We start from the raw sequence: 15788 nt of genomic DNA, 5'->3' as shown, positions 1-15788 counted from the left end.
TTTTTAATGTATAGTAAAAGAAGGAATATATGGGGAGGGAAGGGCATGAAGAAAAAGAAAATAGCAATTACACTATCGACTATATTATCTTTAACAATTACTTCAGGAGTTTCTAGTATGACTGCACATGCAGAAAAAAATGAAGGGAGCTCCGTAAAAGACAAAAATGTTATGTTAAATGGTCAAATTTCAGAGGGTTTAATGTCAAATACGAAAATTGAATTAGAAAATGGGATGACGAAGCCAATCTATTCACTTGATGAAGCCATCGTAGAAAATCTATTTGTAGAGACAGAAGTTGATAGTGATCGTGATGGTAAAAAAGATCGTGTATCAGTAAAGGTTATGCGTCCAAAGACGAACTCAGATGTGAAAGTCCCCGTTATTTATGAAATGAGTCCATATCGATCAGGATTAAAAGATGTTCCTGTTTATAATGTTGATGAAGAATTGTATGCGTATGAAGGAAAACCGTATGGGGCAGTTAATCTTGGGTCGTATGGTAATTATTATGTTCCGAGAGGATATGCAGTCATTTTAGGCGAAAGTATCGGAACTGGAAAATCAGATGGATGTCCGACAACTGGAGATGAACAAGAAATACTAGGGACGAAGTCTGTCATTGATTGGGTAAATGGGCGTGCGAAAGCATATACAGAGGATGGTAAGGAAGTAAATGCAAATTGGTCTTCGGGAAATGTAGGAATGACAGGAGTTTCTTACAATGGTACGTTACCGAATGCTGTCGCAACGACAGGAGTGGAAGGGTTAAAAACAATTATTCCAATCGCAGCGATTAGTAGCTGGTATGATTATTATCGTGCAAATGGGGCGGTTATTGCGCCAGGTGGATATCAGGGAGAAGATACAGATAATATGGCAGAAGCAGTACTAACAAGAAAGAACCCTGAAGTTTGCGGGCAAATTATTAAAGAACTAACAGCTGGACAAGATCGTAAAACAGGCGATTATAACGATTTTTGGGATAAACGTAACTATGTAAAAGATGTTAAGAATGTGAAGGCTAGTGTGTTTGTTGTTCACGGTTTAAATGATTGGAATGTAAAAACGAAGCAGTTCGCACAGTGGTGGGAAGCTCTTGGCAAAAATAATGTTCCTCGTAAAATGTGGTTACATCAAGGTGGACATGGCGGAACATCAAGTAATAACTGGCAACAAACCCAAAATAAATGGTTCGATTATTGGTTATATGGAATTGAAAATGGAATTATGGATGAACCGATGGTAGATGTACAACGTGAAAATAAATCGTGGCAAAAAATAAAAAATTGGCCAGATCCAGCAGCTGTACCATCAAAAGTCCGTATGTATTTAAGTAATAAAGCAGTCAATCTACCATTAAGTATGGGATCAGTAAACAATGTTTTCTCATTAGTAGATGATGCTAAAATAAAGTCAAATCAACTAGTAGAAAACCCTGAGTTAGAAATAGCGAATCGATTAGTATATACAATGCCTGTACTGCAAAAAGATATGCGAATAAGTGGTACGCCTAAAATTTCAATAACAGGAAATATTGATCGATCTGTTTCAAATTTAACAGCTTTACTTGTTGATTATGGCGGAGCGAGGCCTGAAATTGTAACGAGAGGTTGGATGGATCCGCAAAACTTAAATAGTATAGAAAATTCAACAGCGATTCAACCTGGTAAAGATTACACATTTACATGGGACATGCAGCCAGATGATTATGTATTTAAAGCAGGGCATCAAATGGGGGTCATTTTAATCGCAAGTGATTACGATTATACAATTAGACCGAAAGCAGGAACGAAGCTAACGGTGAAATTGAGTGAAGTTACATTGCCGATTGTGAAATAAATAGTTTTTGATAAAGAGCTTACTATAGTAAGCTCTTTAAATTTTGAAATAGAAATGCCTACAAACATAGGGAGTGTATTATGCATTTCTATTGGTAGATATAATAATATTTACAACAAATAAAAAAATTGCATTAATGATTAAAAGGCCACTAAAGGTAAAAGCGGCAAAACCTCCAGCTAATCCATCTCCTACTTTTTCTCCAATTACGTGCATAGTGGCAAAGAAAAAAATGGGGGAAGAAAGAATGAAAATACCACTGGCTATTTTCCATATTCGTTTATACTGCTTTGCTATAAAGAAAATTAGAACATTAATAGCGATAAGAAGAAAAAGAAATCCAATTAATGAATTCATCATATCCTCCTTTCAGTATAAGTCTGAATTTTGGTTTCTATATGTTCATTTTGAAGGGAATATTATACAATATGATTATATTCTATGGAAAGCGAGTGATATATTATGACAGTCAGCTCTTTCGAATTCTCATTAAAATTTGAGGTACGGAAAGATTAAGTAAGTTAGAATCTTCCGTACACATAAAACGGAGGAGAAAATAAATGTTTAGTTATTATAGTACACTTTGTACGGAATTATATGATTTCACAAAACCTGTCGGTTACGCTTTGAATGGTGATATTGAATATTATCAAGATCGTTTAAAGAGTTGTAAAGGGAGAATTCTCGAAGCAGCAGTAGGATCGGGACGTGTCATTATTCCATTTCTTGAAGCTGGCTTTAAAGTTGATGGGATAGATTATTCGCCTGAAATGCTAGATTCTTGCCGTATGCGGTGTAAAGAGAGAGGCTTGCATCCTAATTTATATGAAGGAAGCTTACAACAATTTTCACTGCCACATAAATATGAAGCGATAATAATTCCTACTGGATCCTTTTGTTTAATTGAAAATCGTGATGATTCTATAAATGCTCTGAAATGTTTTTATCGACATCTTAATCTAGGCGGGCGTTTAATTGTAGATCTTGCGCTTCCATATGACTGGAAGACGGGTGAGATTCATACATCGACTTTTTCCTTGCCAAGCGGGGACGGAATTACATTAGAAAATAAATCAATTGAAATAGATTGGCTTAACCAAGTAACTGTATCATATTTAAAATATGAAAAATGGAGTACAGGAAAGTTAGTACAAACTGAACTACAACGTTTTGCAATGCGGTGGTATGGAATAGAAGAGTTTAGACTCCTTTTAGAAAGTATAGGTTTCACTGACATTACTTGCTCTGCTGACTATGTTTATGAAAAGCAACCGTCAAATGCAGAACAAATTATTACTTTTGAAGCTGTACGAAACGAATAATGTAGAGAATATTCATAAAAATAAGGAGAAGTTTCGATTATAAATTACTTAAATGCTGTTACGTTTTCATTGTCCAAGCATTCTCCTACTAACTACATATACTATTTATGTTAAAGTCAGTCACTATTTTAAATGGGCTGTTATTTTACTATAAATGACACTTTAGAGAAGTGGGAGGAATAAACTTGGAAAACGAAGAACAAGGAAGAATTGAAAATCAAGTGTATTCTAATCGAGTTGTAAGATCAGAATTTGATAAGCATTGGGAAACTTGTATTTCAAAAAGTGGTTATGTAATCTATGTAGCGACAAGTGATCATGCTGAAGTAATAGTTTTACTTTCAGATGGTTCAAGTAAATTATTAATCTTCGAAAAAGGCGGTAAAGTAATAGTAGGTGGCGGTGGAACGAGTCATTACAGCAAACCGCATATTGCAAGAAACATTTAATGTGAAAATGATAATCGAGAAGACGCTGGTAACCTTATAGTCTTTAATTTGTATATGGAGATGTTAATCATAAAGTAAGTTTTTGTTTTAGATTCTGGCGTTTTTTGTAACAAAATAAGATGAAAAAGATCTTTAACGTATAAAGGTCTTTTTTGTTTTATTCACAAATAAAATTAATGGAGGTGAGCTAATAATGAAAAATAGTGGAGTAACCTATGTTCTTTCGGGAATTCTCCTATTTGACCTTACATATATAACTTTCGCAATTTACGCGGGTTCATTAGAAATTTGGGATAGACCAAGCGGAAAATTCTTTACTGCATTTTATGAAATCCAAGGTACAATTTTATCAGTAATTTCAATTTGTTTTGTTATAGAGGGATATACTGTATACATAAAAAAGTGTAGTGAAAAACAATCAGCCTTTCATGTACTATACATGAAAGGCTGATTGTTTTTATGTGTTGAAGGAGTCTTTTAGAAGAATTGTAGTTTTTAGATTGATAGTTAAAACTGTAACAGTTTATGTATAATTAATATCATTTTGTCAAATGAATGTCACATAAAAGTCTTATAGTGTATATAGAAAGTGAAACATATACAAAGCAGGAGATGAAATGATGAAAAAGGCACTACAATATATATTCATATTATTTACGTTAGTTACTTTAAGTTATGTAATTTATATTAATTATGAAAAGCAGAAAGAGATTAAAAATAATAAACAAGTAATTAGTGAAGTTGCAAAGAGGTATGATATTCCAGATTGGATACCATTATCTATTGCTGATCATGAAACAAAATTTGATCGAAAAGCGATAGGGGATAACGGAACATCTTTCGGATTATTCCAATTACATCGTGGTGGATTAGCACCAGCGCAATTATCGGAAGAGAGTTTAGTGGATTCGCGTATAAATACAACGATAGCAATTTCAAGTATGGTCAAATCGTATGAACGTGGTGTGAAAAAAGGATTGCAGGACTGGGAGTTGCTTAAATATGTTGCTAATACATCAGGGTGGCCAGGAAATTTAGGGGGAGAATGGACAGATAATAATACGAAATATAATAAAGGGCTAGAACAATCATATCAATTATATAAAAAAGAGAAGTAGATATAAAAAGGCATTTTCAATTTGGGGAAATGTCTTTTTTATGTTATAGTATAAAAGTGTTTGGGTGTTATGTTATTTCGATATATCTTCAAATTTGTTATGTAGTATTTTTATATTAAATAACTACTAAAATCATTTTTTTATATAAGGAGTAAGAAGTAGGAATATGAAAAATGTAGATTTTATACTAGAAAGTGATGAAACTTTAAAACCGTCAGAACGATTAGTACTATTATTATTAGAGAAGCATAGAATGTTATATACGAACGATCTATTAGCTCTTTCAAATTTATCATATAAAACATTAACAGATTCACTAACAGCACTCGTTTTAAAGTCTTATGTTTTAAAGGATACAGGTAAGGGAAGAAGGCAGAATTGTTATAGATTAGTATGATAAGTGTACTGCTATAGATTCTTGCTATATATGTATTTTTCAAATGTAAGGATAAATTCCATTTTTATTTTCAAATGATAAAAAACTATTAATTTAAGTAAATAGCCGGTTTTGATATGTGAAGAGTTTATGGCTGCTAAATATATAATTTCATTTCATTTTTATTAATGTTTATTAGTTGTAAGTGAAAATGATATTTTTTTAAAAAAATATAAAAATGAAATTCAAAAACAATCTACTCATTAGAGTCGGTTGTTTTTTTATTAGGATAGCGAATTATAAAAATAATATTATTATGTAAACTTAATTATTTAGAAAGGAACATGTGATTATTAATGGAATTTATTAAGGGGTACTTAATATTTGTATACATGGAGGTTCATTATGAAACAAATCATATCAATATCACAAGCAGTCATAAGCGGTGAAAAAGAAAAGGTAGTAGAAATCATTAATACGGATCCAAGTGTTGTTAACGAATTTAGTGAAGATGGCTGGACACCACTTCATTTAGCAGCTTATTTTGGACAGAAAGAACTAGCAAGCTTCCTTTTAGAACAGGGTGCAGATATACATATTAGAGCAAAAAACGAAAATGAAAATACGCCACTTCAAGCAGCAATTGCGAACAAACAAAGCGAGCTTGTAGCTTTCTTAATTGAAAAGGGATCAGATGTGAATGCAGTTCAAAGTGGTGGCTGGACAGGACTTCATGAAGCAGCGTTATTAGGAAATGAAGAAATCATTATATTACTTCTTGAAAATGGTGCTAATAAAATGATTAAGAAAAATGATGGGAAAACCGCATATGATATTGCTTTAGAAAAAGGCTATGAATCCCTATTACATCATTTGCAAGAGGAAGTGAGCTTATGATTAGCCACTGGAATGTAGGGATTTTTCTTTTTAATGAAGTGGAAGTGTTAGATTTTGCGGGTCCATTTGAAGTTTTTTCCGTTACAGCAACAAGTGAAGGTCAACCATTTACAGTTCATACTGTTAGTCAAGATGGAGAAATGATTACAGCGAGAAATGGATTAAAGGTACAACCGGACTATAGTATCGAAAACTTGCCTCCAGTTGATATTTTAATTATTCCTGGTGGGTTAGGTGTTAGAGAAAACGAAATGAAAAATGAAATAATAACAAATTGGATCCGCGAGCAAATGAAAGAAGTAAAGTTAATGACTTCTGTTTGTACCGGTGCGCTTTTACTTGCGAAAGCTGGATTACTCGATGGCTTCAAAGCGACAACACATTGGGCAAGTATTGAAAGTTTTAGAAATGATTTTCCGAATGTGGAAGTATTAGAAAATGTAAAGTTTGTAGATGAGGGGCATATTATTACGTCTGGAGGAATTTCAGCTGGAATTGATATGTCATTTCATATTGTGAAAAATTTGTTGGGTGCTGAGGTTGCTGAAGAAACAGCGAAGAGAATGGAATATGATATAGATTTAAAATATTAAAAGTAAAACAAGACGAGCAGTTGGATATTTCCAGCTGCTCGTCTTGTTTTATATTGACTGAATATGCGCTAATTCCTCATCTGTAAGAATCGGACGGATAGACGAGTCTGCATTTTCTTTCGCTTGTTTTTCTGTTTTTGCGCCAGGAATTGCGACCGATACCGCTGGATGAGTGAGGACATAACGAAGTGCAAGTTGCCCTAAGGTTTGATTTTCATTTGAGAGTAATCGTAGTTTCTCTACTTTTTGTAAATCTTCTTGAAACCACTTTTCTTTTGGCCATTCTTGGCGTAAATCTCCGTCAAGAAAAGTTGTTTTATTTGTAAATTTTCCAGTTAATATCCCCATTTTTAAAGGGCCGCGTATAACAGCTCCTAAATTGTTCTCCTGTAGGTAGGGCAGTATGTCGTTTTCTGGTTTTCGGTTTAATATGTTGTAATCAAGTTGCACAACATCAATTTCATTGTTTTTATTGAAGTGTTTTATATATTGTATGTCGTGAGTTGAAACACCAACAGCTCTTACTTTTCCGTCCCGTTTTAATATTTCAAATGCTCGTAAAAATGCTTCTGTTTCTTCTTGTTTATCCCACCAAATGTGACAGAAATAAACATCAATATAATCTGTTTCTAGGCGCAGTAAGCTAGTTTCAAATACTGCGATCACTTTTTCTGCAGTATTATAAACAGGCTCTCCACTTGGATCATAGTGATGCCCAATTAAACCGCCTTTCGTTGATAAAACGATATTATTACGGTGCTCTCTTATCGCTTGAGTTACTAACCTTTCACTATGTCCTAATCCGTATACATCAGCAGTATCAATAAAGTTTACGCCACATTCAATTGCTTTCTTCATAGCGGTTATAGATTGTTTGTCGTTAACAGGACCCCATTCATCGCCGCCAATCGCCCACGCTCCAAAGCCAATTTCAGAAACAGTAATTCCAGTTTTACCTAATGTACGGTAGTGCATCATTTTTCCTCCTTGTAAGCATGTTATAACATCGGTATGCAAAACTAGAATTTATATGTGTAAAAATGTTTTCTACAATTGGGGAAAAAGAATAACATAAACTACTATTTTATAGCAGCATAAATAAAAATTCTCATTTTAAATACAGAGATGTCGTCGAACGCTATCTCTAATTGGTTAATTTGTGAGATTTTTTTGTGAAGGAGGTTATTTTATAAGAATAGAATTTAAGTTAGTAAGAGATCGTGCCTATGGTAGTGAGAAAATATGGGTTAGGGGGATTTGAAAATGAGGAAACTCAAAAGAGTCAATGTTCCTAATATACCAGAGCAACTATCACAGCCTAACGACAAGCGAACTATAAATAAGAAGAAGTTAAGGCGTTTTATTTTCATGTTCATTTTTATTGCTGCGACTACTTTGTACGTTCAATATATTTTAACGAAACAACAAGAAGTAATTAATGGCAAAAAAAATACAATAACAAATCAAAAGAAACAATTAGTTTCTTTAAAGAAAGATCAAGGTTCTTTAAAGACTAACATTGAGAATTTAACAGATAATGAAGAAGAGATTTTAAAGTTTGCTAGAAAAGAGTATCAATTTTCTAAGTCAAACGAAACAATATTCGTATTGCCAAAGTGAAGTGGTGGAACAGTTAGCGATAGCTAACTGTTTTTTGATGTATGAGGGAAAAGTTGTTTGTAGTGTGAATGTCATGGTACAAGGAGCAATGACATATTGTAAAAATGAGAAGTTTGAGCCAATTTTAATTGTTTTAAGAGATTTTCATAATTATGGAATATATGTCAAAATAAATATTGTTAAAATTCTGTCAATTGTATATAATACAAGGTAAGCGGATACATTTTTTAATCAACGTTGAGTTAACAGCTTATACGTCTGTTAAGAAAACCGTTATCCTCGTATAAGAAAGGAAGATAGCTGTGTACGCTTCAAATACAATTTACGTCGTAGGGGATGCGAAAGCACCTCAAAATAATCCCATTACCGAAAAGTTCAAAAGTTATTTTGTAGCATTTGTACTTGAGAAGGATACAGGGGAAATTGTAGATGCAGATTGCTCAGCCACAATTGCATTAACATCTCAATTTGTTAAATATTTGTTTCTACATAAAAATATTAATGACCCAGCATTAGTAACAGAAATAAAAAATCGGTACTTCGGTTCGTCTCAAAAGGCGCTACTTGTAGCGCTAAAGGATGCACAGAAAAAATATAATCAGATCGCTGCTTTGTCTACCCATTCATAGACAAAATCCAGCCGTAAGAATCTTCTTATGGCTGGATTTTTTTGTTTCGCATTAACGGAAAAGCCACCCGGATATTAAAGTATCACTCTATAAACAATGAAAGGATGAACAAAATGAAAATTACCGATGTGAAGGTAAACCGCCGACATGTAAAGCTTCATACACCGTTTAAAACTGCGCTTCGCACTGTAACGGAAATCGAAAGTATAGATGTGTTTATTCATACAGATGAAGGGATTGTTGGAAAAGGAGCTGCTGCAGCAACACCGGTTATTACAGGTGATTTTGCCAACGGGATTGAGGAAGCAATATTAGGGCCAATTCGCTCCGTATTAGTTGATAAAGATGTGCTGCAATTTCAAATGTTATTGTTACACATTCAAATGAGCTGTATAGGAAATACAAGTGCGAAAGCGGCGGTAGATATGGCTTTATACGATGTATATTGTCGATTTCACAACATACCGTTATACGCATTACTGGGTGGGAAGAAAGAGATTTATACTGATATTACAGTAAGTGTGGATGAACCTTTATTAATGGCAAAAGAAGCGAAAAAGCATATCGAAAAGGGATTCCAAACATTAAAAATTAAGGTGGGTAAAGAGGCACATCTAGATTTAGAACGCATAGAGGCAATTCGAAATGTAGTTCCAAAGAATACGACGTTACGTTTAGATGCAAATCAAGGATGGAAACCGAAAGAAGCGGTTTCTATTATTAGAGAAATGGAGAATAGAAATTTAAATATAGAATTTGTAGAACAACCAGTTCATGCGAAAGATTGGGAAGGATTAAAGTACGTGAAGGACAATGTACAAACGCCTATTATGGCAGATGAAAGTATGTTTTCGGCAAGCGATGCATTAAAGATTGTCCAAGGAGGATATGCAGACCTACTTAATATTAAATTAATGAAATGCGGCGGCATACGAGAAGCCTGGAAAATTGCAGATATTGCGGAAGCAGCAGGTGTGAAGTGTATGGTTGGAAGTATGATGGAACCTTCACTTTCAGTTAGCGCTGTTGCCCATTTAGCTGCGGCTCATCCGAATATTCATTACTTTGATCTTGATGCACCGTTATGGTTAGTAGAAGAGCCAGAAGGGATGACTTACAATGGTCCAAAGGTAAACCTGCATTCTATAGTGAATATGCAATCTTAGAAGTAGTACCTAGTAAACTATCTTTTAAGGGGGATATATATGAAAAAAGTAGGAACTGCATTTTTAACAACTTTATTTATATTTTCATCGTTTACTTCGGTGAATGCTGAAGAGAAGAAGGATAGTAAAGCATTTATAGATGTATCTGCTGCAACGTTATGGACTGCACCAGATTCATTACGACCAATTGATGCACCGAGTGCGACAAATCCAGTTGATTTATGGAAGTGGACGAAATCAATGACGCTAGATGAGAAGCTTTGGTTAACGAGTGCAAATAAATTAGAAACGCAAGCGCTACTCGGTCAAGAAGTAACAGTAATTGATAAAAAAGGTGATTGGGTAAAAGTACTAGTGCACGGACAGCCAACGCCGCGAAATGAAGAAGGTTATCCAGGGTGGATGCCTGAAAAACAATTAACGTATAATCAAGAATTTGTAGATAAAACAAACGAACCTTTCGTATTAATAACGAAACCGACAGCAATTGTATATATTAACCCTTCTGAAAAACATAAATCGCTTGAAGTCAGTTATAATACGCGTTTACCGCTATTAAGTGAAGATACGATCTCATACCGCGTATTGTTGCCAAATGGTCAGAAGGCGTGGCTACGGAAAAGTGATGGAACTGTTTACCATTCTCAAAATGATATTCCGACTCCAACCGCTGATGACTTAATAAACACCGGAAAAATGTTTTTAGGATTACCGTATATATGGGCTGGTACAAGTGGTTTTGGATTTGATTGCTCTGGATTTACACATACGATTTATAAATCACATGGCATTACAATACCGAGGGATTCTGGGCCACAATCAAAAGCAGGAATTGCGGTTGGTAAAGAAAACCTACAAAAGGGCGATTTAATATTCTTTGCACATAATCAAGGAAAAGGTAGTGTTCATCACGTTGCCATGTATATTGGTGATGGAAATATGATTCACTCTCCAAAGGCTGAAAGATCGGTAGAAATTATACCGCTAAATACACCAGGATATATAGAAGAATACGCTGGTGCTCGTCGTTACTTACCTTAAAAAAGATAGGGGGGCTTTATATGAAAAAGGTTGTTCGCTACTCATTAGTTAGTACTCTACTTGTATCTTCATTTTTAGTAGGCTGTGCTAAAGAAAAAACAGCTACAAAACCGAAAGATGAGAAGAAAGTATTACAACTATTAGAAACGGGTGAAATTCCGTCACTAAATTCCGGAAAAGTAACAGACGCCGTATCGTTTAATGTTTTAAACAATGTAATGGAAGGGTTATTCCGTTTATCGAAAAATGATGAAGTGATCCAAGCGGGAGCACAAAAATATGAAGTGAGTAAAGACGGAAAGACTTATACATTCCACTTGCGTGATGCGAAATGGTCTAACGGCGATTCAGTAACAGCTCATGATTACGTATATGCTTGGAAGCAACTTATAAATCCAGATACAGCCTCTCAATATGCATATATCGCGTACGATGTGAAAAATGCGGAGAAGATAAATAAGAAACAATTAGGCTTAGAAGAATTAGGTGTGAAAGCAAAGGATGATAAAACGTTCGTTGTAGAGCTGGAACATCCTGTACCGTATTTTACGAAACTACTCATTTTACCATCTTTCTATCCAATTAATGAAAAATATGCGAAGGAGCAAGGCGATAAATACGGGTTAGAAGCAAATAAAGCGATATACAATGGGCCGTTTACATTATCAGAGTGGAAGCATGAAGCAAGTTTTACAATGAAGAAAAATGATAAGTATTGGGATAAAAAAGAAGTGAAGTTAGATGAAGTAAACTATCAAATTGTTAAAGAAATTTCAACTGCGGTAAATTTATATGAGACAGATAAAGTTGATAGAGCTGTCATTTCAACAGAATTCGTAGATAAATATAAAAATAATAAAGAGCTGAAACAATATACAGATCCTGTTATGTATTTCTTCCGTTTCAATGAAAATGTGCCGATTCTTAAAAATAAAAATGCACGTCTTGCGCTAAGTACAGTGTTTGATAAAAAGGGCTTGGCGACATCATTTTTAAATGACGGATCAGTTGCGGCGAACTACTACGTACCAAAAGGATTCTTAAAAGGACCAGATAAGAAAGATTTTAGAAGTACAGCAGGCGAGTTTAATAAGACGGATGTAAAACAGGCAAAGGAATATTGGGAAAAGGCGAAGCAAGAGACAGGCACAAATGAAGTGACGTTAGAACTATTAAACTATGACTTAGAGAACTTTAAAAAAGTAGGCGAATATATAAAAGAACAGCTTGAGAAAAACTTACCAGGGCTAAAAGTAAATGTGAAATTACAACCACATACGCAAAAACTAGCATTAGAGAAGAAAAAAGAATACGAAATGTCGTTATCACGCTGGTTACCTGATTATCCAGATCCAATGACATACTTAGAAGTTTTCCTTTCGGGAAGTACCGTAAATAATACAGGATATGCAAATCCAGAGTATGATGCGTTAATTAAGAAGATTAAAACAGAATTAGGTAATGATGAAAAAGCTCGTTGGAAAGCACTGCAAGATGCGGAAAAAGTGCTCCTTGATGATGCGGTAATTGCACCAGTATTCCAGCGCGGTCTTTCTTACTTACAAAAACCATATGTGAAAGAATTATATGTACATCAATTCGGTCCAGCTACAAGTTTAAAATGGGCAGATGTACAAAAATAAAGTGATGGAGAAACAGACTTCACGTATGTGATAGTCTGTTTTTTCTTATGGCTTCAAATGAATTATAGACATTTTATAAGTTTTTTCATCACTTAAAAATAAAATTATTACATAAATTCCAGTGTGAAATTTATGTAGAATCTTGTATAATTAACATGTTTCTTTGGAAGCATTTTCTTGCGCTATTTGTATAGGACTTAATAGAGCAAGGGAGGAAATACATACATGTATATAATAGATAAATAGAATGGGACATGTATAGAAAAAAGGAGAAAAATGATGACGTGTCATAAACAAGGGTTACAATTTATTCGTAATAGAAAGAGGAATAAACGATGAAGATGAAGCATGCTTTCGGACCAATTATTTTAGCCTGTGTACTCTTTTTCATTGTATTGCTTATTCCATCTAAGAGTTTAGTATCACTATTAAGCGATAAAAAGATAGAAGATGCAGCAACGTCCTTACAAAAAGAGAAATTACAAAGTGTTTTCTTGCAACAGAAAATGTTAGAGAATTCGCAGTATTTACCGATGTATGGTTCATCAGAGTTTTTACGAATGGATGCATATCATCCATCTAACTATTTTAAAGTAAATCCAGCAGGTTTTACTCCATTTTTAATAGGGACTGGTGGTACGCAAAGCTTGGCTCATATATTAAATATGACGTCTACAATGGATGAATTAGAAGATAAAAAGGTAGTCTTTGTTCTTTCACCACAATGGTTTACAAAAACCGGTGTATCACAAGGGGATTTTACAAATAATTTCTCCAAACAACAAGCCTATCACTTTATTTTTAATGACGAAATAAAGCCTGAAATGAAGAGGAAAATCGCGAAACGTTTACTAGATTATAAAGTTGTTCGTAAGGATGCGATATTAAATAGTTCGCTAGAAAGTATTGTATATAACGATACAAAACATAACATAAAAGCTGGACTAGCTAAACCGCTAGCGTATATGTACCGGAACATTTTAGATCATCGAGATTTATTTAACTCTCTATTTAAGATCGAACCGATGAAAGAGGAAACAAATATGGGATTACGTTCGCTTTCTTGGGAAGATGCACGTAAACATGCGGAACAAGAAGGTAAAGTAGGATCCACAACAAATACATTCGGAATTGAAAATCCATATTATTATAAACATAATTTAAAGAAAAAATTAAAAGGTTTAAAAAACTTTAGAGCAAATGAATCGTATGATGATTCACCAGAATATGATGACTTACAAATTGTTTTAGATCTTTTCAAAGAAAAAAATGTAAAACCACTCTTTATTTCTGTGCCTGTAAACGGACCGTGGTATGATTACGCTGGTTTCCCAAAAGAACGTCGTGATGTGTATTATAATAAGGTTCGCGATCAAGTCGAGAAAGCAGGATACCCAGTAGTCGATTTTTCTAGCCATGAATATGATAAGTATTTCTTAAAAGATACAATTCATTTAGGCTGGAAAGGATGGATCTATTTTGATGAAGCAGTGCAGAAGTATTACTCTGAAAAATAATGCATAAACAATAGAAACAGGAATGGCAATAAAGCCGTTCCTGTTTTTTAGTATAGAGGATTTTGGTGTGGGCAATTTGGAAAGGCGTGTATATCTTGAATTTGTCTAAAGTCATAATGTTTCATGGCGAACTGGGCTTGGTAAAGGTATTCGTAAACAAATAATTGATTATTTTGAACACCGCATAAAACGCCGGATGTCCCTTGCCCATTAATGAGAGAAACACCAACAGGGCGTCCGATTAAGTATGGTACTTTTTGCTGCCAATGCATAGGGAATCAATCCTTTTTGAGTTACTATACGTATTTTATGGTGGAATTGTTGCTTATCCATGTAAATCTTAGACTGGAGGGGTTTTTATGTAATGTCTAGAAGTTATATATGAATCGATTATTAGTGTGAAAGAGGAAGGAATGAATTATGGAGAAAGAAAGTATTCTAGAAAAAAAGTTAAGTCTAATAGATTGGTGCCAAACGTTGAAGTATGTAACTAAAATGATGTATGGTTAAACCTTTTAGAAAAGGTTCATGGGGAACCGCGGATGTGATTTCACATTTAATCGTTTGGGATGAGTTTTTAATGAAGTTTAGAATTCCATACTTTATAAGCGGACAATCTGTACCCAATGTTCCAACAGGTGTTGAGGAAATGAATGAGGGTGCAATAAAATATGCGAGATCCGGTATTTCAAAAGAAGAACTATTAGATCAATTCAGCTTTACTCGTAAACAATTAGTAGACCAAATTGAGCGAATTCCTGCTCGTAATTTTAATAATGACTATCAATTTGGTACAAAAAAAGTGAGGTTAAATAATTATTTTCCATTACTCATTCAGCATGACTTAAAGCATAAAGAAGAAATAATGCAATTTATAATATATAAACAAGCCTATAATAAAAAACCGCTATAATTCTAAATGAATTTATAGCGGTTTTTATTATAATCTTAAGCAAGATTTTTACGTTTTTTTGTCCACTTTTTTATTACGAAATATAAAAGTATAAGTACAACGCCACCGATAGCGAACGATTTCACATACGGTCCAGCAATATCGTTAATATTCTCCCAATTTTCACCTAGTTTCTCACCTAAATAAATGAAAATGATAGACCAAGGGATGATCGCAAGTGCTGTTAATGTAGTGAAACGTAGTAATGGCATTTTTGTAATACCAGCAGGAATTGATATCGCATGACGAACGATAGGAATGAAACGTGCAGTGAAAATTACGCCAGTTCCGTAACGATTAAACCAATCTTCAGCAGCATCCATTTGTTTTTTATGTATGAAAATATACTTACCGTAACGTTCTAATACAGGGCGACCACCATATCGACCAATCCAGTAAACAAAGATTTGGGCAATAACACCACCAATTGTACCGAATATAACTGCGCCTACAAATGAGATACTACCATTGAATACTAAGTATCCCGCATAAGCAAGGACAATCTCACTTGGAATAATTTCAATCATAAGTCCAAGCATTATGCCCCAATAACCTAATCCCTCAAAAAATGTTAATACTGAATGAATAAAACTACTTAACATTGTTGCACCTTCTAATTTATG

At 34.1% G+C, this 15788-nt stretch carries 18 protein-coding genes and 2 pseudogenes; 16 read left to right on the top strand and 4 right to left on the bottom strand.

Translation table 11 applies throughout. The annotated features are described in order from the left end of the window. Window positions 1–45 precede the first annotated feature (45 nt). The gene (locus QCI77_RS14225) at window positions 46–1842 is read left to right on the top strand and encodes a Xaa-Pro dipeptidyl-peptidase (RefSeq protein ID WP_353825093.1); all 1797 of its coding nucleotides are present in this window, start codon (window positions 46–48) and stop codon (window positions 1840–1842) included. Window positions 1843–1920: 78 nt separating this feature from the next. On the opposite strand, the gene QCI77_RS14220 is transcribed toward QCI77_RS14225, so the two are convergent. Then, window positions 1921–2199: a hypothetical protein gene (locus QCI77_RS14220; protein WP_353825092.1), complete on the bottom strand. Its 279-nt coding sequence runs from the start codon at window positions 2197–2199 to the stop codon at window positions 1921–1923. Window positions 2200–2402: 203 nt separating this feature from the next. Here QCI77_RS14220 and QCI77_RS14215 point away from each other — a divergent pair, with 203 nt between their 5' ends. The 7 genes and pseudogenes from QCI77_RS14215 to QCI77_RS14185 all read left to right on the top strand — a co-directional run bounded on the left by QCI77_RS14215 (window position 2403) and on the right by QCI77_RS14185 (window position 6597). Next, window positions 2403–3164: a class I SAM-dependent methyltransferase gene (locus QCI77_RS14215; protein ID WP_353825091.1), complete on the top strand. Its 762-nt coding sequence runs from the start codon at window positions 2403–2405 to the stop codon at window positions 3162–3164. 185 nt (window positions 3165–3349) lie between these two features. Further along, window positions 3350–3613 (top strand): hypothetical protein, encoded by a 264-nt coding sequence (locus tag QCI77_RS14210; protein ID WP_098635712.1) that lies wholly within the window; start codon window positions 3350–3352, stop codon window positions 3611–3613. 193 nt (window positions 3614–3806) lie between these two features. Next, a pseudogene (locus QCI77_RS14205) lies at window positions 3807–4021 on the top strand (hypothetical protein). A 209-nt stretch (window positions 4022–4230) separates the two neighbouring features. Continuing rightward, entirely contained in the window at window positions 4231–4731 is a 501-nt protein-coding gene (locus tag QCI77_RS14200) for an invasion protein (RefSeq protein ID WP_002012946.1), read from the top strand. A 166-nt stretch (window positions 4732–4897) separates the two neighbouring features. Then, a complete protein-coding gene (locus QCI77_RS14195) occupies window positions 4898–5128 on the top strand; it encodes a hypothetical protein (RefSeq protein WP_113769311.1) in 231 nt (76 codons plus the stop codon). Between the two features lie 384 nt (window positions 5129–5512). Then, entirely contained in the window at window positions 5513–6004 is a 492-nt protein-coding gene (locus QCI77_RS14190; RefSeq protein WP_012261099.1) for an ankyrin repeat domain-containing protein, read from the top strand. After that, a complete protein-coding gene (locus QCI77_RS14185) occupies window positions 6001–6597 on the top strand; it encodes a DJ-1/PfpI family protein (RefSeq protein WP_113769312.1) in 597 nt (198 codons plus the stop codon). Before QCI77_RS14190 ends, QCI77_RS14185 begins: the two co-directional genes overlap by 4 nt. 48 nt (window positions 6598–6645) lie before the next feature. Here the strand turns inward: QCI77_RS14185 and QCI77_RS14180 are convergent, their stop codons facing one another. Beyond that, the gene (locus tag QCI77_RS14180; protein WP_002192845.1) at window positions 6646–7572 is read right to left on the bottom strand and encodes an aldo/keto reductase; all 927 of its coding nucleotides are present in this window, start codon (window positions 7570–7572) and stop codon (window positions 6646–6648) included. A gap of 288 nt (window positions 7573–7860) precedes the next feature. Here QCI77_RS14180 and QCI77_RS14175 point away from each other — a divergent pair, with 288 nt between their 5' ends. The 7 genes from QCI77_RS14175 (at window position 7861) to dltD (ending at window position 14213) form a co-directional block, all read left to right on the top strand. Then, entirely contained in the window at window positions 7861–8217 is a 357-nt protein-coding gene (locus tag QCI77_RS14175; protein WP_002085024.1) for an FtsB family cell division protein, read from the top strand. After that, a complete protein-coding gene (locus QCI77_RS14170; RefSeq protein ID WP_002136778.1) occupies window positions 8156–8431 on the top strand; it encodes a hypothetical protein in 276 nt (91 codons plus the stop codon). The genes QCI77_RS14175 and QCI77_RS14170 overlap by 62 nt, the downstream gene beginning before the upstream one ends. 88 nt (window positions 8432–8519) lie before the next feature. Continuing rightward, entirely contained in the window at window positions 8520–8846 is a 327-nt protein-coding gene (locus QCI77_RS14165; protein ID WP_002012954.1) for a DUF3870 domain-containing protein, read from the top strand. A 104-nt stretch (window positions 8847–8950) separates the two neighbouring features. Then, on the top strand, window positions 8951–10012 hold the full coding sequence (locus QCI77_RS14160; RefSeq protein ID WP_353825090.1) for a dipeptide epimerase: 1062 nt from the start codon (window positions 8951–8953) through the stop codon (window positions 10010–10012). A 39-nt stretch (window positions 10013–10051) separates the two neighbouring features. Next, window positions 10052–11053, top strand: a complete 1002-nt coding sequence (locus QCI77_RS14155; RefSeq protein ID WP_353825089.1) for a C40 family peptidase — start codon at window positions 10052–10054, stop codon at window positions 11051–11053. Between the two features lie 20 nt (window positions 11054–11073). After that, the gene (locus tag QCI77_RS14150) at window positions 11074–12696 is read left to right on the top strand and encodes a peptide ABC transporter substrate-binding protein (RefSeq protein WP_353825088.1); all 1623 of its coding nucleotides are present in this window, start codon (window positions 11074–11076) and stop codon (window positions 12694–12696) included. Window positions 12697–13031: 335 nt separating this feature from the next. Next, a complete protein-coding gene (gene dltD / locus QCI77_RS14145) occupies window positions 13032–14213 on the top strand; it encodes a D-alanyl-lipoteichoic acid biosynthesis protein DltD (protein ID WP_353825087.1) in 1182 nt (393 codons plus the stop codon). A gap of 47 nt (window positions 14214–14260) precedes the next feature. Here the strand turns inward: dltD and QCI77_RS14140 are convergent, their stop codons facing one another. Continuing rightward, window positions 14261–14485, bottom strand: a complete 225-nt coding sequence (locus tag QCI77_RS14140) for a hypothetical protein (protein ID WP_002032598.1) — start codon at window positions 14483–14485, stop codon at window positions 14261–14263. A gap of 148 nt (window positions 14486–14633) precedes the next feature. On the opposite strand from QCI77_RS14140, the pseudogene QCI77_RS14135 reads away from it, so the two are divergent. Beyond that, window positions 14634–15126, top strand: a pseudogene (locus tag QCI77_RS14135) (DinB family protein). 35 nt (window positions 15127–15161) lie between these two features. On the opposite strand, the gene uptA reads toward QCI77_RS14135, so the two are convergent. After that, the gene (gene uptA, locus QCI77_RS14130; RefSeq protein ID WP_002032601.1) at window positions 15162–15767 is read right to left on the bottom strand and encodes an undecaprenyl phosphate transporter UptA; all 606 of its coding nucleotides are present in this window, start codon (window positions 15765–15767) and stop codon (window positions 15162–15164) included. Between the last annotated feature and the right edge of the window lie 21 nt (window positions 15768–15788).

Origin of the sequence: Bacillus cereus group sp. MG9, assembly GCF_040459995.1 — a bacterium.
In the GTDB taxonomy this organism is placed as follows: domain Bacteria; phylum Bacillota; class Bacilli; order Bacillales; family Bacillaceae_G; genus Bacillus_A; species Bacillus_A mycoides.
The sequence above is the reverse complement of the archived record's forward strand: the minus strand, read 5'-3'. Positions and strand labels throughout refer to the sequence as shown.